16 protein-coding genes are annotated in these 18,352 nt (G+C 39.4%); 9 read left to right on the forward strand and 7 right to left on the reverse strand.

Features of this window, described 5'->3' with window-relative positions:
- Positions 1-220: 220 nt before the first annotated feature.
- The 3 genes from ffh to rpsP are packed head-to-tail and all read left to right on the forward strand — an operon-like array spanning position 221 to position 2,534.
- Entirely contained in the window at positions 221-1,789 is a 1,569-nt protein-coding gene (gene ffh, locus ACFILA_RS01045) for a signal recognition particle protein (RefSeq protein ID WP_375643065.1), read from the forward strand.
- 24 nt (positions 1,790-1,813) lie between these two features.
- Positions 1,814-2,143, forward strand: a complete 330-nt coding sequence (locus tag ACFILA_RS01050; protein WP_273790075.1) for a chorismate mutase — start codon at positions 1,814-1,816, stop codon at positions 2,141-2,143.
- A 16-nt stretch (positions 2,144-2,159) separates the two neighbouring features.
- On the forward strand, positions 2,160-2,534 hold the full coding sequence (gene rpsP / locus ACFILA_RS01055; RefSeq protein WP_273787601.1) for a 30S ribosomal protein S16: 375 nt from the start codon (positions 2,160-2,162) through the stop codon (positions 2,532-2,534).
- Between the two features lie 137 nt (positions 2,535-2,671).
- Here the strand turns inward: rpsP and ACFILA_RS01060 are convergent, their stop codons facing one another.
- Positions 2,672-2,887: a DUF1674 domain-containing protein gene (locus ACFILA_RS01060; protein WP_273790074.1), complete on the reverse strand. Its 216-nt coding sequence runs from the start codon at positions 2,885-2,887 to the stop codon at positions 2,672-2,674.
- An 83-nt stretch (positions 2,888-2,970) separates the two neighbouring features.
- Between ACFILA_RS01060 and htpX the strand changes: the two genes are divergently transcribed.
- From htpX to ACFILA_RS01075, 3 genes are all read left to right on the forward strand, one after another.
- The gene (htpX, locus tag ACFILA_RS01065) at positions 2,971-4,017 is read left to right on the forward strand and encodes a zinc metalloprotease HtpX (RefSeq protein WP_375660501.1); all 1,047 of its coding nucleotides are present in this window, start codon (positions 2,971-2,973) and stop codon (positions 4,015-4,017) included.
- Between the two features lie 47 nt (positions 4,018-4,064).
- Entirely contained in the window at positions 4,065-5,429 is a 1,365-nt protein-coding gene (locus ACFILA_RS01070) for an RsmB/NOP family class I SAM-dependent RNA methyltransferase (RefSeq protein ID WP_273790072.1), read from the forward strand.
- Between the two features lie 64 nt (positions 5,430-5,493).
- Entirely contained in the window at positions 5,494-7,239 is a 1,746-nt protein-coding gene (locus ACFILA_RS01075) for a heparinase II/III family protein (RefSeq protein WP_375630700.1), read from the forward strand.
- 914 nt (positions 7,240-8,153) lie between these two features.
- On the opposite strand, the gene ACFILA_RS01080 is transcribed toward ACFILA_RS01075, so the two are convergent.
- The 3 genes from ACFILA_RS01080 to ACFILA_RS01090 form a co-directional block, all read right to left on the reverse strand.
- Positions 8,154-8,306 carry a DUF1127 domain-containing protein gene (locus tag ACFILA_RS01080; protein ID WP_273790070.1) on the reverse strand — a complete coding sequence of 51 codons (153 nt, stop codon included), beginning with the start codon at positions 8,304-8,306 and terminating at the stop codon, positions 8,154-8,156.
- Between the two features lie 349 nt (positions 8,307-8,655).
- Positions 8,656-10,275, reverse strand: coding sequence for a bifunctional phosphoribosylaminoimidazolecarboxamide formyltransferase/IMP cyclohydrolase (gene purH, locus ACFILA_RS01085; protein ID WP_375659682.1), 1,620 nt, complete (start codon positions 10,273-10,275; stop codon positions 8,656-8,658).
- A 718-nt stretch (positions 10,276-10,993) separates the two neighbouring features.
- A complete protein-coding gene (locus ACFILA_RS01090) occupies positions 10,994-11,776 on the reverse strand; it encodes an SURF1 family protein (RefSeq protein WP_375654306.1) in 783 nt (260 codons plus the stop codon).
- Positions 11,777-12,074: 298 nt separating this feature from the next.
- On the opposite strand from ACFILA_RS01090, the gene rpmB reads away from it, so the two are divergent.
- The 3 genes from rpmB (at position 12,075) to ACFILA_RS01105 (ending at position 14,534) form a co-directional block, all read left to right on the forward strand.
- Positions 12,075-12,392: a 50S ribosomal protein L28 gene (gene rpmB / locus ACFILA_RS01095; protein ID WP_273787609.1), complete on the forward strand. Its 318-nt coding sequence runs from the start codon at positions 12,075-12,077 to the stop codon at positions 12,390-12,392.
- 119 nt (positions 12,393-12,511) lie between these two features.
- Positions 12,512-13,195, forward strand: coding sequence for a VUT family protein (locus ACFILA_RS01100; protein ID WP_375637337.1), 684 nt, complete (start codon positions 12,512-12,514; stop codon positions 13,193-13,195).
- A 1,144-nt stretch (positions 13,196-14,339) separates the two neighbouring features.
- Positions 14,340-14,534: a HaeIII family restriction endonuclease gene (locus ACFILA_RS01105; RefSeq protein WP_375630741.1), complete on the forward strand. Its 195-nt coding sequence runs from the start codon at positions 14,340-14,342 to the stop codon at positions 14,532-14,534.
- 48 nt (positions 14,535-14,582) lie between these two features.
- Here the strand turns inward: ACFILA_RS01105 and cobT are convergent, their stop codons facing one another.
- The 3 genes from cobT to ACFILA_RS01120 all read right to left on the reverse strand — a co-directional run bounded on the left by cobT (position 14,583) and on the right by ACFILA_RS01120 (position 18,295).
- Positions 14,583-16,478, reverse strand: coding sequence for a cobaltochelatase subunit CobT (gene cobT, locus ACFILA_RS01110; RefSeq protein WP_375637339.1), 1,896 nt, complete (start codon positions 16,476-16,478; stop codon positions 14,583-14,585).
- Positions 16,479-16,492: 14 nt separating this feature from the next.
- The gene (gene cobS / locus ACFILA_RS01115) at positions 16,493-17,473 is read right to left on the reverse strand and encodes a cobaltochelatase subunit CobS (RefSeq protein ID WP_273790065.1); all 981 of its coding nucleotides are present in this window, start codon (positions 17,471-17,473) and stop codon (positions 16,493-16,495) included.
- Between the two features lie 201 nt (positions 17,474-17,674).
- Positions 17,675-18,295, reverse strand: coding sequence for a J domain-containing protein (locus ACFILA_RS01120; RefSeq protein ID WP_273790064.1), 621 nt, complete (start codon positions 18,293-18,295; stop codon positions 17,675-17,677).
- Between the last annotated feature and the right edge of the window lie 57 nt (positions 18,296-18,352).

The following is an 18,352-nucleotide window of genomic DNA, read 5'->3' on the forward strand; positions in this document are numbered from 1 at the left end:
TTTTATTTCTTCGTATAAAAAGATATTTTATGATAAAACTTGACAAAGCTGGGGTTTTATTGTTTGAAGGAGCAAGCTTTCAGTGACAAAATTAACTTGGAGCCACCGACTGAGACCCCAGTTTAAGGGTATAAAGAGATCTCAGAGGTCAACATCCGACGGCGCGATGCGTTCTCGGATGCTATTTTGGTTTGTTTGTTATGCAACAATGAGGTAAATGATGTTTGAATCCTTGCAAGAGCGACTTGGTTCTATCCTGTCTCATTTGACGGGACGTGGCGCTTTATCGGATCAGGATGTTGTAGAGGCGCTGCGTGAAATTCGTCGCGCTTTATTGGAAGCTGATGTTGCTCTTGATGTTGTGCGCTCTTTTACCGATAGAGTTCGGGAAAAAGCTGTTGGGGCCGAAATCGTTAAATCAATTAAACCAGGCCAAATGGTGGTTAAAATTGTTCATGATGAATTGGTTCATATTCTTGGAAATGAAAGCGTTCTGAGTGATTTAAATGCACCAGCTCCAGTTGTTATCATGATGACTGGTTTGCAAGGTTCCGGAAAAACAACTACAACAGCAAAGCTTGCAAAACGTTTTACTGATAAGCACAATAAAAAAGTTCTCATGGCGTCATTAGATACACGCCGTCCCGCTGCACAGGAGCAATTGCGCCAATTGGGAGAGCAGGCAAAACTTGCAAGCTTGCCTATTATTGCGGGTCAGCTGCCCGTTGATATTGCATCACGTGCCGTGCAGGCTGCTAAATTAGGTGGTTATGACGTGCTTCTTCTTGACACAGCAGGACGTAATCATATTGATGAAGCTTTGATGCTCGAATTGGCTGAAATTAAAGCATGTTCCCTTCCTCATGAGATTATGTTGGTGGCTGATAGTTTGACGGGGCAAGATGCCGTTCATCTTGCTCGTTCTTTTGATGAGCGTGTAGGGATTACGGGGATTATTTTAACACGTATGGATAGTGATGGGCGTGGTGGCGCTGCTCTTTCTATGCGTGCTGTTACAGGTAAACCAATTAAAGCAATTGGAACTGGTGAAAAAATAGATGCTTTAGAAGAATTTCATCCCAGTCGTATTGCTGATCGTATTCTCGGAATGGGGGATATTGTTTCTTTGGTTGAAAAAGCTGCTGAAACAATGGATCATGAGAAAGCTGCTGCTTTTGCAAAAAAAATGCAAGCCGGAAAATTTGATCTGAATGATCTTGCAGAACAGTTGCAGAAAATGAAAAAACTGGGTGGAATGGGCGGTATTATGGGCATGTTGCCAGGAATGGGGAAAGTCAAAGAGCAGATTGCGGCTGCGGGGTTTGATGATCGTTTGTTTGATCGTCAATTGGCCATTATTTCATCTATGACACCCAAAGAGCGGGCGAATCCAGAGCTTTTAAAACATAGCCGCAAACAACGAATTGCTAAGGGGTCTGGTACGACGGCGGCTGATATTAATAAACTTTTGAAGATGTATCGCCAAATGGCTGATATGATGAAAGCCATGGGTGGTAAAGGAAAAAGTGGTTTTATGGGAAAGATGTTGGGAGGCCTTGGTTCCAAAATGGGTTTTGGTGGTATGGGAAACTTGGGAGGGGATTCTCCAACTATGCCGGATTTGTCGGGATTGGATCCAAAGCAATTCTCAACGCTTCAAAAGCAAATTGAAAATGGTAATGGAGGGAAGCTCTTGCCCGGACTTCCCAAGCGTGGACCTACTTTTCCTGGTCTTTCCAATGGCATTGTCGATGGGGGAAATTTTCCTCAGCATCCTAAGAAAAAATAAGATGTAAAGAGGGAAAGGAATATAATGCAGGAAACAGTATTAAACGAATTGGCACATTTACGAGCATCCATTGATAATTTTGATGCAACTTTGATTCATATCTTAGCAGAGCGGTTTCGTTGTACGAAAGCTGTTGGGCGCTTAAAAGCCCGTTATGATTTGCCTAAAGTAGATCCTCTGCGTGAGCAATATCAGGTAGCGCGTTTGCGGCAATTGGCTATGGATAGTGATCTTGATCCTGATTTTGCTGAAAGATTTTTAAAATTTATTATTAAAGAAGTTGTGAGTCATCATGAAGTTATTGCTGAAGAGCAAAAAACAAAAAAAGTCAATTTAAACGAAAGCCAGAGCTGACAATAGGAGATAAAATATGGCATTGAAAATTCGTTTGTCCCGTGGAGGTTCAAAAAAACGTCCTTACTATCATATCGTCGTTGCAGATGTTCGTAGTCCGCGCGATGGGCGGTTTCTTGAACGTGTTGGTGCATGGGATCCAATGTTGCCTAAAGATGGACCGAGGGTGAAACTTAATGAAGAACGTATCCAATATTGGCTTGGGCAAGGGGCTCAACCAACAGATCGCGTTTTACGGTTTTTAGATGCAGCTGGCTTGAAAAAGCGTCCAACTCGTAATAATCCACATAAAGGTGAACCGGGTAAAAAAGCACAAGAACGTATAGCAGCAGCAAAGCAAGCAGCAGAAGAAGCAGCGGCAGCGGCTGAAGCAGAATCTGCTTCAGCATAAGAAGCATGATTGTTTAATCAATGTGTTTTTAAAAGCTTTAGAAAAATAAATATTATCCGTTTTTGTCTATCAAAAACGGATTTTCATTAAAAAGCTGCTTGTTTAAATTGCGCCGTTTTTTTTTTAAATCAATGGTTTTAAAAATCAATGGCGCGGCCTTTAATTTCCCAGTCTCCATAGCGGGAAGGGTCTTTGCCGCCGCGTCCGCCGTTTTCTAAAGGTTGTTCTTTTTTTGCTGCGCGTTTTCGTCTTTCTTCAGCTTCTTTAAGGGCGCGTTGTGCTGCGGGAGAAAGAGATTGCTGTTTAACGACAGTTGCATTTTTTTTGCTTGTTTTCTCATCTTTTTTATTCATTTTACACCTATTCCATTGAAGAAGCAGAAAGAAAACACCATCATATAGTATTGATTGACTTTTATCATGGAGTTTTTTGAGTAATGAATATAATGCGTACAGCTATGCTTTTGGCTTTTTTAACTGCTCTCTTTATGGGAGTTGGTTATCTTGTTGGAGGGGGCGGTGGCATGGTCATTGCTCTTTTGATGGCAAGTGGTTTAAACTTTTTTTCTTATTGGAATTCAGATAAAATCGTTTTACGCATGTACGGGGCGCGTGAAGTTGATCAGCATTCAGCACCAGTTTATTATAAGATTGTAAGCGATTTAGCACACAAGGCTTCTCTTCCTCAACCAAAGGTTTATGTTATTGAGAATGCACAGCCAAATGCTTTTGCAACGGGACGTAATCCGCAAAATGCAGCTGTTGCTGCAAGTACTGGGTTGTTAGAGCGGTTAAGCGCTGAGGAAATTGCCGGCGTTATGGCGCATGAGCTCGCACATATTGAGCATCGTGATACGTTAACAATGACTCTGACCGCAACGATTGCAGGGGCAATTTCAATGCTTGGTAATTTTGCTTTCTTTATGGGAGGACAGCGTAACTCTTCAGAAGATTCTCATGGCGCTGGGGCAATTGGAGGATTTATTGCATTGCTCGTGGCGCCTTTTGCAGCGATGCTGGTGCAAATGGCGATTAGTCGTACACGGGAATATGCTGCGGATCGGAGAGGGGCTGAAATATGTGGTAATCCTTTATGGTTGGCTTCGGCATTGCGTAAGATTGCTGATGGGGGACGTGGGGTATATAATGAAGAAGCAGAGCATAATCCAGCAACCGCGCATCTGTTTATTATTAATCCTTTGAGCGGTGAGGGAGCGGATAGTCTTTTTTCGACACATCCAGCAACTGCAAATCGTATTGCTGCTCTTTATCAGCAAGCAGAAGAGATGAAAGGGGCTCTTGCCAAAAGTGTGGGATGGAATAAAGAAGACGCTATACATGAAAAAAGCAGCGGGATGAACTATGGAGATTTTCATAGTGGTCAGGCTCATGCATTAGGTGAGAAAGAAAATAGTTCTTTTCAGCGTGTTACAAAACGTCCTTCTTGGCTTCGTTATGAAAATTCAAAAAGATCTCGTTCATAGAGTTATTGAGGGAGTTTTTAAGGAAGCAATAATATAAAGGTGGTGGTTTGAAACACAAAAAAGCGGGGCATGTGTCTGAAAAAAATGTTCCAGGATTAGCTGTTCGACAGGTGTGTGTGCGTCTTTTGGGGGCGGTAGTTGATAAGTACACGCCTCTGTCTGGTTTGACGGATAATGAACACGGACATCCACAATATTTGAAGCTTTCACAACGAGATCGTTTGTTATGTCGGGCTATTTTAACAGCTTCATTGCGTCATCGAGGGCAGATTATGGCGGCTCTCTCACGCTTTTTGGCGCGTCCTTTGCCTTCACAAGCACTTTCACTTCAGCATCTTTTGCATATCAGTGTTGCACAAATTCTTTATCTTGATATTCCCGATCATGCGGCTATTGATTTAGCTGTGCGTGTGGCGAAACTTGATCCTCGAATGCGCCGTTTTTCAGGGGTGGTGAATGCTCTTTTGCGCAATGTTGCACGTGAGGCAGAGCCTTTACGTCAACAAGTTCCTACCATTGAAGGTGTGCCAGCGTGGTTTGGACAGCTTTTAATATCAGCTTATGGAACAGAAAAGGCACATCAGATTATCGCAATTCAAAGTGTGGAACCTCCTTTCGATTTGACAGTGAAATCTGATAGTGGTGGATGGGCTGAAAGGCTTGGCGGTGTGGTATTGCCCAATGGTTCTGTTCGATTGAAGCGTCTGGAGTGTTCTGTTTCTGATTTACCAGGCTATCGTGAAGGGTCTTGGTGGGTCCAAGATTTTGCAGCAGCTTTGCCTGCTTGTTTACTTGGGAGTATTGAGGGTAAACGCGTTGCTGATCTTTGTGCGAGCCCTGGGGGAAAAACAGCACAATTGGCTTTGCAAGGGGCAGAGGTGACAGCAATTGAGCTTTCTGCTAACCGCGTAAAGCGTTTAAAAGAAAATATGGAACGGCTTCATTTTTCAGTTCACATTTGGCAGGGCGATGTGAGAAATTTCTATCCCACACAGCTTTTTGATGCAGTTCTTCTTGATGCTCCTTGTTCTTCTACAGGAACAATCCGTCGTCATCCGGATATTTTATGGACGAAATCGAGGGAAGATATCGTCAAGTTAGTGGCGTTGCAATATGATTTGCTTGTCGCAGCAATTTCTTTGGTAAAGGAGGGGGGACGGATTGTTTTTTCCAATTGTTCATTGGCAAGAGAAGAAGGTGAAGATCTTATTGAAAAAATTTTATCGACACGCAATGACATTGTTTTAGACCCTATTTATCCAGAGGAAATGGGAGCACTGGAACATTTGCTTTGTGGGGGGATGTTACGGACAACGCCTGCGGATTTTTGTCATAAAAATTTTGATGCTGAGAAAACCGTATTTTTAGGAATGGATGGTTTTTTTGCTGCGCGCTTACGAAAAATTGCTTAATTAACGCTTCATTTACAAAAATGGTCGAAATTGTATTTGATTCAGCATAAATGGAGATAAAATTTTGGCGGTTGCGGTAAAAGCTCCTCAGGTAAAAGTGGCAGCCTGTATCGATACGATACAGAATGTTATGCGGCGTTTATGGGTTGGACCATTGTTTCGTTGGCGGTTTTCAGGGTTTCGTCCTCATAAAATTTTAGCGCATCCCATGGATTTGCATGTAGCTGATCCGATGATGGCGCATGAATTTTATCATGGTCGTTTTGCTTTTGCTGGTCACATTGTTCATTCTGGTGCTGTTTCTCCGTTTTCATTGGTTCCACCAACGCTAGAATGGGAAGCGGCTCTACATGATTTTCATTGGTTGCGCCATATGGAGGCAGCAGGAAGTGATTTAGCTTCTGCACATGCACGCTCTCTTTTAGAAGACTGGTTTGACCATGCTGGTAAGAAGGTAAAAGGGCTTGCTTGGAGTGATCCTGTTGTGGCGCGGCGCTTGATTTCATGGATTTGTCATTCGAAAATGTTGTTAGAAGGGGCAAGTGAACGGTTTGAAAAACGCTTTTTACGTGCACTTGGTTTGCAATTTCGTTATTTGCGCGTAACAATTTGTAGTATGGAGCACAATGATCAACGTTTACAAGCAGCAGTGGCTTTGACATTCGCATCTCTTGCTTTGCCTGTTTCTGCGGCAGTGAAAAAAAAGGTACAAACCACACTTATAGAGGAGCTTTCCCGTCAAATCCTAGTTGATGGTGGGCATATTTCCCGTAGTCCTGTTATTTTGCTGAATTTGTTATCGGATTTATTGTCGTTACGGCATCTTTTTATGCGTAGCAATGAAACAGCACCCCGTATTTTGATTGATTCTGTTGAGCGTATGTTGCCAGCTTTACGATTCTTTATCCATGAGGATCAAACGTTGGCCCATTTTAATGGGGTTGGTCCCCTTGTATCGGAACGGTTATCATCACTTTTGGAGCTTGATGAAACAGGAGGACATCCTTTTAGTTATGCCCGTTATTCAGGATTTCAGCGCTTAAAAGCCAATCAAACAACAGTGCTTGCAGATACAGGAAAGTTTCCACCCCGCTCTGTAGCACAGCAGGCTTGTTCGGGGTGTTTGTCTTTTGAAATGTCTTCACAAGGGCACCGTTTTATTATCAATACCGGTGTTAATCCTGATGGGCGGGAAGATTATCGACATTTAGGGCGTGTTACTGCAGCACATTCAACAGCTACGCTTAATGATTGTTCAGTAGGTGCTTTTTATCATAAAAAGAAAAATGGTGCGCCATTTTTGTTTGATGGACCAACAGATGTTCAAGTGTGCCGTATAGAGGATTCAGAGAAGACGGGTTTTATTGCGAGTCATAATGGTTATATGCGACCCTTTAATCTTATTCATGAGCGTGGTCTTATTTTGGCGACAAATGGAGATATGATTGAGGGTTTTGATCGCTTTTTTATGCCCAATAAAGGGGGAAAGAGACACAAGAGTGTGCAAAATGAAAAAAATCATGTTGCTGTTCGGTTTCATCTTCATCCACAAGTTGAAGTTAACTATGATGGCGAACGTGTGTGTTTAGCCGTAAAGAATGAGAACGTGAAGAGCGAACAAGTATGGTATTTTATATCGCCTGACGCAGATATTTGTCTTGAAGATTCGATTGATTTTGCAGAATTAACAGGTCCACAACGGACACAACAGATTGTTTTATATTTTCGTCCAGCATTTCAGGAAAAAGTTCGTTGGCGTTTTATCCGTAAAGCGTTTGATAAAAAATTAGAACATTATTCCAACCCATAGTATATTGCGTTTTATCTTGCGTGTCGCAAAACATTATCGTTTATTGTGGTAATATTCTCAAAATTTGAAGATCATATCAATTTTATACATGAAGCATTTTGTTAGAGTATGGGTTGGATGTTTTTAGGCAAGGTTTGCTCATAGAATCTCATGAGGTGATGCTAAAAGGGATTGGCTCCAGAAAAAAAGTTTTTGGAAAGACCATTGTTGACAGATGAGTACTAGTTAAGGATTTTGATCCTTTAAAGATATGGAGAGAAAATTAAGCCGTTGCTTATCTTCGATAAGTTTTTAAGTGTGCTGTTGGGATCAATATTTATCTCTGAGAGAGTTGCATTAATAGGGCTACACTCCTCACGAAAAACAGAGCGCTATTGTATTGTATATTCACGGACTTATTTTAAAGAAAAATCCCTTAACGCTTCCAAGCTTATTTTGCGACGATGCCCGTGATGGGTATAACGGTAAATCCATTAAGCACCCCCCATCTTTATGCTTATGAAGGAGCAGTTCGGCACTATCACACCATTTATCAGTGCCCAATGTTTGTAACAGTTCTTGGCACTAGAGATGGTTCATAAGAGGCATTTTTAGCCTTTTCTTAATAGTTTTTATCCATACAGCTCTCCCCGCTTGTAACGTGCAGGCGAATGGTTTTGGTTGATTCAACATACATAGATTTGAAATGGAAGAATCTCACGGTATTCGGAGTTCTAATTCAATATGAATAACGCTAAATTATCATTATAAATCAAAAGTTGTATATCACAGAAACACTGAAAATTTGAGAAACAATACACAGCAATGGCTGAGAAAAACAACTCTTCTGCTCTTAAAAATGAAGGCGTAATAACAAATCACAAAATGCACGCTTTTTCAGAGCAAAGCATTCTCTCAAATATCTCAAACAACTTTCATAAAGATTTACGCGAATAACGTCGTGCAATTGAATCAATATCACCTCGACAAATTCCAAGATCGCTGAGTTCATATGTTGAAAGACGACTTAACGCATTAACGGTTCGACGATAACGGCGCCAATTACTATAAAAACGTAGAATATTCATATCCTCTACTCAAACTTTTCATTACACTCTTTAGTTTAAGAATAGAGCATATTACTAAAAAGAGTTGTGTTATAATATCATAACAGGTATGCATCTACATACAAGATAGCATCCCTTTAACATTTTCCTCATGTGAAAGGGCAACCATTAAAAATATCAACAAGAACAATATTCTTTCCCTAAACAATGGCTAAATTATGTGCATTTTCTTCGGTGATAAACTTCTTCACGTGTAGATTCTTTGGATTGAATAACTGCTTCCATTTCAATAGTTATCAATAGTTATACGATGATTATGAAAAATTCCTTGAAACATTTGTCTCATACGAAGAGGGAATCAGCAAAATTATTAATGGCGGAAGTGTCGTGTTCCTGTAAAAACCATTGCTAAACCCTGTGCATCAGCAGCGGCGATAACTTCTTCATCACGCATGGAGCCTCCTGGTTGAATAATTGCTGTTGCCCCTGCTTCAGCTGCTGCTAATAAACCATCTGCAAAAGGAAAAAATGCATCTGATGCAACAACAGATCCTTTTGTAAGGGTTTCTGTTAAGCCTGCTCTTTGCGCACTTTCTGCTGCTTTACTTGCAGCAATTTTTGCTGAATCGATGCGGCTCATTTGTCCGGCTCCAATTCCAACTGTTGCGCTATTTTTCGCGTACACAATAGCATTTGATTTAACGTGTTTTGCTACACGAAAAGCAAATTGAAGATCACGCATTTCATCTTGAGTTGGTGCCCGCTTTGTCACTACTTGCAATTTAAGATCATCCACCACCACGTTATCACGTGATTGCACTAAAATGCCTCCTGCAAGTGTTTTCGCAAGAAGTCCTCCACAGCGTGGATCAGGAACTCCACCTGTAATGAGCAAACGAAGATTTTTTTTCTTGGCAATAATTTCACGTGCCGCCATTGTGGCATCAGGAGCAATAATCACTTCTGTGAAAATTTTAACAATTTCTTCAGCACATTCTTCATCAAGGGTTTGATTTAAAGCAACAATTCCACCAAATGCCGATACATTATCACACATAAGAGCTTTCAAATAAGCGTCTTTCAAATTTTCTCCTTCCGCAACACCACAAGGATTGGCATGTTTAATAAGAGCGACAGCAGCGGTTTTTTGCGGATCAAATTCTGCCACAAGCTCAAAGGCTGCATCTGTATCATTCAGATTGTTATAAGAAAGCGCTTTGCCTTGTAAAAGTTTTGCTGTTGCAATACCAAAACGTTTTTCATTATTGCGATAAAATGCTGCCTGTTGATGTGGATTTTCCCCATAGCGCATAACACTTTCAAGATGACCGGAAAAACTCTGCCATGATGGAATTTCAATTTTTAAATCCCGTGCAAACCACGTTGCTATTGCCGTATCATAAGCAGCGGTGTGTGCATAAGCGCGCATTGCTAGCTGATGACGCATAGATAAGCTTAAACATCCATTATGCTGCTTTAATTCAGCTAGAATCGAATCATAATCTTTTATCGCTGTTACAACACCGGTATAAGCATAATTTTTTGCCGCGGCGCGAATCATCGCCGGTCCACCGATATCAATATTTTCAAGAATCGTTTGCCCATCGGCTCCCGATAGGATCGTCTCTTCAAAAGGGTAAAGATTCACCACCAAAAGATCAATTCCATGAATGCTGTTCTTTTCCATAGCTTCCCTATGGCTAGGATCTTCTCTTACCCCTAACAAAGCACCATGAATCAAAGGATGGAGTGTTTTTACACGCCCATCCATTATTTCAGGAAATCCGGTAACTTCAGCAACATCTTTTACGGGTAAACCAGCTGCTATGAGGGTTTTTGCTGTTCCTCCTGTTGAAATTAATTCAACATTGTAAGTAGCATGAAGGGCTTGTGCAAAAGCAACCACACCCGTTTTATCAGACACAGAAAAGAGAACACGACGAACCCGATGAAGATCAGGTATGGGAAAATTTTTGGCAACAACACCCATAACAGAAGCCTTAAAAATGAAAGAGTTAAAATTCTAGTAAAACACGCTTATACGTTTATAGCATAAGCCTTTAGCAAAATACACTGAAAGGATAAACTGTCTTTTTAGAATATAGGATGCTCACCTTTTTCTATTATCCTGTAAAAACCTCTCATTTGAGGTGTGGTGATAGGTATAAAAGTCGCGTTGAGAAATTAAATGTTTTTTTGTTGCTTATAACTCAACATCTCATCTTCATAGCAGTTGTGAAACAAAAAATGCCTCCGTATGTTCTCTGCTATATTAGCTTTTATACTATATGAAGGCGAAAGTATTGCGTATATCAATTGGAATAATCTCTGAAATGGGAAACAATCTAATGAAACAAGAATATAAAATTATAAAGGCAAAAATGAGTGCCTATCTTTCCTATCATTTTTAAATTTGGCTTTATGTTTTTCAAAAGCGTTTATGACAATGTTTTTTAAGAGTGAATTTTTTATAGAGTGGAGATAATGCATTGCTTCACATTTTTGGGCATTACATTTTTAATGAATAAACCCTCGTTTTATGATGATTTTTTAAAGAGTGTCGCGTAAATCTTTTGTGAATGGTATAAAGATCTATTGTATGCCTATGATCTTTATTTAACAAAGGCGCAAGTTGGTAGATTTTATTCTCTTTATCAGTTTTCAAGATTCTAAAAATTTTTGTTACTTGAGATGTAAGAGGTATTTTTTTAGTTTTTTTGCCGTAGCAGAAAAAGAAAACCTCCTAACACACCAGCAGCTAAAATAAACCACGTGATTGCATAAACGAGATGATTATTTCGAAAATGAATAATCGTAAGACCAACGACGGGAAGATTTGCTTGTGGAGATGTTTTTCTGGCATCAATGAAATAAGGAGCAACAGTGGACAAACCAAGTTTTTGTGCCATAGCGGGGAGATCGCGCGTATACCATAAATTCTTGTCAGGATTATTTTTACGCGGGAAAAATCCATTTTTTTCACTCATGCGTAATAAACCTATAATCATTGTTTGTTCTGTGTCCGTGGTAGAATTTTGCTGAGATGAGGCATTTGTATGCGATTTCTCTGAGTTTTGAAAATTATTACGTTCATCCATGGGGATAAAGCCACGGTTGATAAAGATCAGTGTATTATCAGCAGTTTGTAAAGGAGTCAAAACCCAATAGCCTGTAGTATTTTGAGCGGCAGCAGTGACTAAGATATTTTTATCTGTTAAAAATTTTCCTGTGATAACAACAGGTTGATATTCATATTTTTCAAAAGTAACATCTGACCATTGATTTTTTTTGGGGGCTTTTATGGGGGGTAAATGAATGCGCTGATTAGCACTGGTGATAAGATTTGTTTTCCAGTTTAACCGTTGTACTTGCCATATACCTAATGCACTGAAGAGAAGAAAAAAACAAATACATAAAGTTCCAAATAAAAAAGAAGAAAAACGGCAAGAATTTCCCTGAAGCTTTGTCATGGGGGGCTCTTTTTTGCTCATGATTTATGCTTCCTTTCGGGACAATAGGCTTTTATTCTAACATGGTATGTATTTAAAAAAAACATTTTGTACGCTTTTTGGCAGAATTTGCACGCCTTAATTGAGAAAAAAGATGAAGAATGAGCCCGTAAGAGATGAAAAAGGTTTTATAAAAGACTTGACCTTTTGTTGTCGACCCCCTATTAGAAAGAAACTTCCCAATGATGCCCGTTCAAGGTTGCATTGCGCGTGTTTTGCGTTCATTGTGTCCTTTGGGTATGGGGATTTGAAAGTTTCTTAGAGTTTAAGGGTGAAGTTTATGTCTCGTGCATGTGAATTGACAGGGAAAACGGTTCTGTATGGTAATAATGTTAGCCATGCGAATAATAAGACACGGCGTCGTTTTTTACCAAATCTTTGCAATGTGACATTGATTTCAGAGGTGTTACAGCAAAGTTATCGCTTGCGTATTTCAGCAAGTGCATTGCGTTCTGTTGAGCATCGTGGTGGCCTTGATGGTTTTTTAGTTAAAGCAGATGATAAAGAGTTGTCGCAACGTGCGCGTTTGCTAAAACGCCAAATCATTAAGAAAAAAGCTGAGCAAGAAGGTGAGCAAAAGGCTGAACAAGCAGCGTAATTGTTAGCGCTATTCTTTTTGGTTTATTAACGCTTTGATTTCGGTTTTCTGTTCTAGAAGTTAAGTTTTTTGCAGGTTGATCGTTTCATTTTATTGGTTCCGTATCCCAGGTTAAAAAAATGTCTTCAAGCGGTCCTTTATTAGAACAGCAAAAGAAAAGGTATGTTGTTTTTTCTATTTTTGCGATGTGCCTTGCTGTTACGGCTTCTAATATTTTGGTTCAATATCCTGTCTATTGGTTTGATTTAAATGAGCTGTTGACTTATGGGGCTTTTACCTATCCATTTGCTTTTCTGATCAATGATTTAACCAATCGTTTTTATGGTCCATCTGCGGCGCGGCGTGTGGTTTATGCTGGTTTTTTTGCGGGGGTCTTTGTTTCTTGGATATTGGCGACGCCACGGCTTGCCCTTGCTTCTAGTTTTGCATTTTTATTTGGACAACTCCTTGATATTGTTGTTTTTACTCCTTTACGACGTAAAACATGGTGGAAAGCACCTTTAGCAGCAGCGTTGGTTGGTTCAGCTTTGGATACAGTGCTGTTTTTTGCTCTTGCTTTTTCTAGCTCGTTTTCTGTTCTTGATAAGATAACAGGGTATGCTGATAGTTCACTGGTGGAGAGTACTGTTTTGGGAGGGATAGGCATGCCAGTTTGGCTATCGCTTGCTTTTGGTGATTTTTCGGTAAAAATTATTATGAGCCTGTTGATGTTGATTCCTTATGGGACAATTCTTAATATTGTAAAGCTTCCTCTTTATCAAAGTCATTCAAAAGATGATTCTTCTTTTGTTTGTCATAAATAATGATTTTTGTCTTTTTTTCATGAAGCCAAGAAAATTGTACGCTATGCTTGGTGTGGCACGTTATTTATAATGGATACTTTATCATTTGCCAACTTAAGTAAGAGTTCCAACACAAAACGCGTTTTTTATTTCAAAATTCTCTTGTGAGGAAAAGATAAAGTCATTTGTTTGAGAAGGGGCTAATATACTTTTTACAAATGATTAAATGTGACAGAAATTGCAACTGATGTTTATTAATAGATTGATTTAAAATGATAACTTATATTTTTCATTTGAGTGAAAGAGCTCAATATCATAAAATTTTACGCGTTTTAAATACTCTTATATTGAGTTAATAAAAATCATTTGCTTGCCTATGTTATAAGAGGAATTGGCGTGCGGACAACGTCATTTGAGAAAGCAATACTCTTATGAAGAGCTTTAATGTAATAGAAGTGCAATATTAGGCGCTGGAAGTATATTGATTTATCTTAAAAACATTGGAAGCTTGAAAGTAGGATTTTGCTTTTGGCTTGTAGCTTGTAAAGTAAAGGATGATTCTGGATTTTGCATTATGCCATATATGGGCGCTGTCGTGAAATAAGCTTGGAAGCAAGGAAGAATGTTTCTTTAAAGTAGGAGTGCGGATAAGATATATAATGGTGTGTTCTTTTTCGTGAATGAGGTAATATTCTTTTTTTCGTGTTTTTCTTATATTTTATGTGAGTAAAGATTTTTTCTTTTATCTAGGAGATGGGAGCTTATGTTGATAGATCACCCGTGGTGAGTACTGTTTTGGGAAGGTTAGGGAACAGGTTGGCTTTCGCTTGCTTTAGCGATTTTTGCCGAAAAATTGCTATGAATCCATTTATGCCGATTCTTTTATAAAATAATTCTTAGTGTTTAAAATATCCTCTTTGGATGATTCTTTTTTTGCGTATAATAAATACAACTTTTATCTTTTTGTGTTACTGAAGGTGAAAGTCTATGCATTATATTTTCTGTGAGAGCAGCACTTTAGAGCTATGTCTAGTGGAGACATTTTTCTATATACGTGTATTTCAATATTTAAATATAATGAAATAACACAAGATCGAGACAAAAACGGGTAATTATTCAGTCTTTTAATTTGAATGGCACTCTGGGATATGGACGTAAATGAAAAATTCCAAGAAAAGTTTTATCAGTTGCACTAAAACCAGAAAGTAAAAACAAACTCATTATAATTTTTGAAGATGGTTGGAGCATTTCTTTTAGGATTCATAATGCATCCAGTAAAGTAGAAGCTTCTTTAAAGTTCGATATTCAATTTGTGGGATTATCTTCTCAGGTTGTTAGCCATCAAATTCCGATGGTTTAATGATAGAGATAATGTTTTAAATGTAATCGTTGCTGATTTAAGGCAGGTTTATTTCTTATGAAAATGAGTCCTTTTATCACTAAAAAGTATTTCTAATTGTTTTGTTATGGCGTCGGCGAGTTCTTCAGCATTCATAATTGTTACAGCACGTTGATAATAACGTGTGACGTCATGACCAATTCCAATGGCAATGAGTTCGATAGGGGAGTGTGTTTGGATTTCTTGAATCACTGCGCGTAAGTGTTTTTCTAAATAATTGCTGGCGTTGACCGATAATGTCGAATCGTCAACAGGAGCGCCATCAGAAATGACCATGAGGATGCGACGTTGTTCACGCCGTGATAAAAGGCGTTGATGAGCCCAAATCAAAGCTTCTCCGTCGATATTTTCTTTTAATAATCCTTCTTGCATCATCAAACCTAAATTGCGTCGTGCGCGACGCCATGGGGTATCAGCACTTTTATAGATGATATGGCATAAATCATTGAGGCGTCCAGGATTATGGAGTTTGTTTTGGGTAAGCCATTGTTCGCGCGATTTGCCCCCTTTCCAAGTTTTGGTGGTAAAACCTAAAATTTCAACTTTGACACCACAACGCTCAAGAGTTTGTGCCAAAATATCAGCGCAACTTGCGGCAACGCTAATGGGGCGTCCGCGCATTGAGCCAGAATTATCAATGAGAAGTGAAACAACTGTGTCCCGAAATTGGGTGTTGCTTTCCATTTTAAAAGAAAGGGGTTGCATGGGGTCAATAATTAGACGTGGAAGCCGTGCTGTATCAAGATATCCTTCTTCAAGGTCAAATTTCCAGTTGCGATTTTGTTGCGCCATCAAGCGGCGCTGGAGACGGTTTGCTAAACGTCCAACGATGTTTTGGAGATGATTGATTTGCTTATCAAGATAACGGCGTAAGTGATCTAACTCGTTCTCAGAACAAAAATCTGTTGCTTCCAAAATTTCATCAAATTGACGGGTGAAGATTTTATAATTGCCAAGTCTTTCCATTTGTTCCGAATCAGAAAAAAGGTGTTTGGGTTTGCTCGGCTTTTCTTGCCAAGGTCCATTTTTTTGCTCGCCGTCAGCTTGATCATTGTTGTTTGATTGTGTCGCTTGTGTTTTTCCGTCATCTTGCACATCACTTTCTTGTTCAGTGCTGGTTTGTTCTTCACTTTGAGCGTGTTTTTTGTTTTTACTCTCTTCTTCTCCTTGGTCTTGAGGTTCACACGCATTTTTTAATTTTTTATTGTTTTCACTGTTAGAAGCTTCAGCTTGTTGCACTGTCATTTTGAGTGTAACAAGCATTTGGCGAACAATCTGTGCAAAATCTTGTTGGTTGTAAATATGATGTGGGAGTTCATTGAGTTCTGCTGCTGCTTTTTGTTCGAGTTCTTGACGCCACAGTTCTAAGACAGGACCCGCTTCTCTTGGAGCTGCGCGCTTTGTTATTTTTTCACGCAATAAAAGTGCAATTGCTTCTTGGATGGGGGCTTCACTTTGGTTGCTAATCTTATGATAATGGGCTCTTTTGTATTTATCGGCGAGCATGATATCAAGATTTTTTGCAAGCCCCTCCATGGCTAAAGTACCAATTGCTTCAACACGTGTTTGTTCTAGGGCATCAAAGACAGCACGTGCTTCTGATTCTAGTGGAGAAAATTGCATGTGAATGCGGTTATCATGCCATGCTTTGCGCAGAGCCATGGAATCACCTAATCCGCGGGTAATGGTGATGTCTTTATTCGTTGCGTATTGAGGTAATTCTGGTAAACGCGCGCAACTTTCGCTTAAAGATGGTCGGTTATGACTAAAGGAAACTTCAAGGTTGTTTGTGCCTGCAATTGCACGCATACAGGTGGAAAGTGCTTTTTTAAAAGCTTCAATATTAAGAGTGTTGTTGGAAGAATCTTTTGCCGGATTTTTGTTGTCGCCAATATCGGTAGCCATGAGTGACAGATTCCTTAAGGCGAAACACCATGAATGAGTGATTCGGGAAGCTCTTGTCCAAAGGCGCGTTGATAAAATTCTGCAACAGTGGCACGTTCGAGTTCATCACATTTATTGAGAAAGGTTAATCGGAAGGCAAAGCCGACATCTTGAAAAATTGTTGTATTTTCTGCCCAAGTAATGACGGTACGTGGACTCATGACAGTTGAAAGATCTCCATTGATAAAAGATTGGCGTACCATATCAGCAACATGAACCATTTGTGAAATTATCTTTTTTCCTTCAGTCGTTTGAAAGGATTTGACCTTTGAACAAATGATATTAACCTCTTTATCATGGGGTAAATAATTGAGTATCGTAACAATAGACCAGCGGTCCATTTGAGCTTGATTGATCTGTTGGGTACCATGATAGAGACCAGTTGTATCACCAAGACCAATGGTGTTTGCTGTTGCAAAAAGACGAAAGGCTGGGTGTGGAGAGATGACTCGGCTTTGATCAAGTAAGCTTAGTTTTCCAGAGGTTTCAAGAACGCGTTGGATGACAAACATAACATCGGGACGCCCCGCATCATATTCGTCGAAAACAAGAGCAATATTATTTTGATAAGCCCATGGCAAAATGCCTTCTTTAAATTCAGTGATTTGTAAGCCATCTTTTAAAACGATAGCGTCTTTTCCTACAAGATCGATACGACTTACATGACTATCGAGATTAATGCGAAGACAAGGCCAATTGAGACGTGCAGCAATTTGTTCAATATGCGTTGATTTCCCTGTACCGTGATAGCCAGAAACCATTACACGGCGGTTGAAGGTAAAACCTGCGAGAATCGCTAAAGTTGTTTGCTGATCAAAAAGATAATCAGAATCGATATCAGGAACATGGGAACTTTTTGTGCTAAAAGCAGGGACTTTTAGATCTGTTTCAATATGAAATAGATCGCGAGCACAAAGTGTAATATCGGGCAAATTTTCAACGGTAAGATTTGTCATTATGTTTCTGGAAGGGAGAGGATGCTATTTATTCATTAGAAACGATACAAGAGTTAGAGTATTTATGCAATGCTCTATAATGAGAGCCTTAGATATTGAAGAAAGATTTTTTACGTATTCTATAATGTTTTGCAAAAAAAGTAACATTTTGCGCAAATAATGATGGTCTAAATGAAAATAGACTCATATAAGCGCATGTTTTCAGCACAAACCAGACTTTTTTAGCAAATTATAAGCATGTAAAACATCACGAAAGCGCTCTTCTGAAGCACGATTACCACCATTGGAATCAGGATGGTGCTTTTTTACCAATTCTTTATATTTCATTTTGATGTCTTCTGCTGAAGCGTTTGCCTGTAGTCCCAGTGTATCAAAAGCTTTTGCTTCTAAGGGCTTTAATTTTCGTGAGAACTTATTGCTTGAATGCTGCCCAGTAAAAAGCGTGAAGGGATCGCGCATACGATTTTGATAGGCAGCTGTTCCAGAGCGAATCTTTGCATAATTAGCGGCTGTTTTTTTCGATGTTCCATTGCTCAGATCTGTAGGCCATGTCGGACGATGTCCTGTGAGAGCATCCTTTTGAAATTTTGCGATATCTTTATTGCTAAGACCAGAGAAGTAATTAAAATTTTTATTATAGGCGCGTACGTGTTCAATACAAAAATATAAATATTGTCCTTCGTGATTTCGACCTGCTGGTGCTTTATGGGCCCCTGTTTTTTCACAACCTTCCCACTGACACTGTTGTGCTTCTGGCTCAGCGTTTTGTTTTTTATTTGAGCTTATGCGAATTGAATCGAATAATTTAGATGTTATTGTCATATTATTGGTTTATGCAAAATTGATTAATTTTACAAGAATTGACTTTTGAAAAATTTA

The sequence above is a fragment of the Bartonella sp. CL71SXKL genome, assembly GCF_042194935.1.
GTDB lineage: Bacteria > Pseudomonadota > Alphaproteobacteria > Rhizobiales > Rhizobiaceae > Bartonella.

Coding starts and splice junctions, on each gene's coding strand:
- ffh (WP_375643065.1), top strand. CDS start 221: ATGTTTGAATCCTTGCAAGAGCGACTTGGTTCTATCCTGTCTCATTTG.
- ACFILA_RS01050 (WP_273790075.1), top strand. CDS start 1,814: ATGCAGGAAACAGTATTAAACGAATTGGCACATTTACGAGCATCCATT.
- rpsP (WP_273787601.1), top strand. CDS start 2,160: ATGGCATTGAAAATTCGTTTGTCCCGTGGAGGTTCAAAAAAACGTCCT.
- ACFILA_RS01060 (WP_273790074.1), bottom strand. CDS start 2,887: ATGAATAAAAAAGATGAGAAAACAAGCAAAAAAAATGCAACTGTCGTT.
- htpX (WP_375660501.1), top strand. CDS start 2,971: ATGAATATAATGCGTACAGCTATGCTTTTGGCTTTTTTAACTGCTCTC.
- ACFILA_RS01080 (WP_273790070.1), bottom strand. CDS start 8,306: ATGAATATTCTACGTTTTTATAGTAATTGGCGCCGTTATCGTCGAACC.
- purH (WP_375659682.1), bottom strand. CDS start 10,275: ATGGGTGTTGTTGCCAAAAATTTTCCCATACCTGATCTTCATCGGGTT.
- ACFILA_RS01090 (WP_375654306.1), bottom strand. CDS start 11,776: ATGAGCAAAAAAGAGCCCCCCATGACAAAGCTTCAGGGAAATTCTTGC.
- rpmB (WP_273787609.1), top strand. CDS start 12,075: ATGTCTCGTGCATGTGAATTGACAGGGAAAACGGTTCTGTATGGTAAT.
- ACFILA_RS01100 (WP_375637337.1), top strand. CDS start 12,512: ATGTCTTCAAGCGGTCCTTTATTAGAACAGCAAAAGAAAAGGTATGTT.
- cobT (WP_375637339.1), bottom strand. CDS start 16,478: ATGGCTACCGATATTGGCGACAACAAAAATCCGGCAAAAGATTCTTCC.
- cobS (WP_273790065.1), bottom strand. CDS start 17,473: ATGACAAATCTTACCGTTGAAAATTTGCCCGATATTACACTTTGTGCT.
- ACFILA_RS01120 (WP_273790064.1), bottom strand. CDS start 18,295: ATGACAATAACATCTAAATTATTCGATTCAATTCGCATAAGCTCAAAT.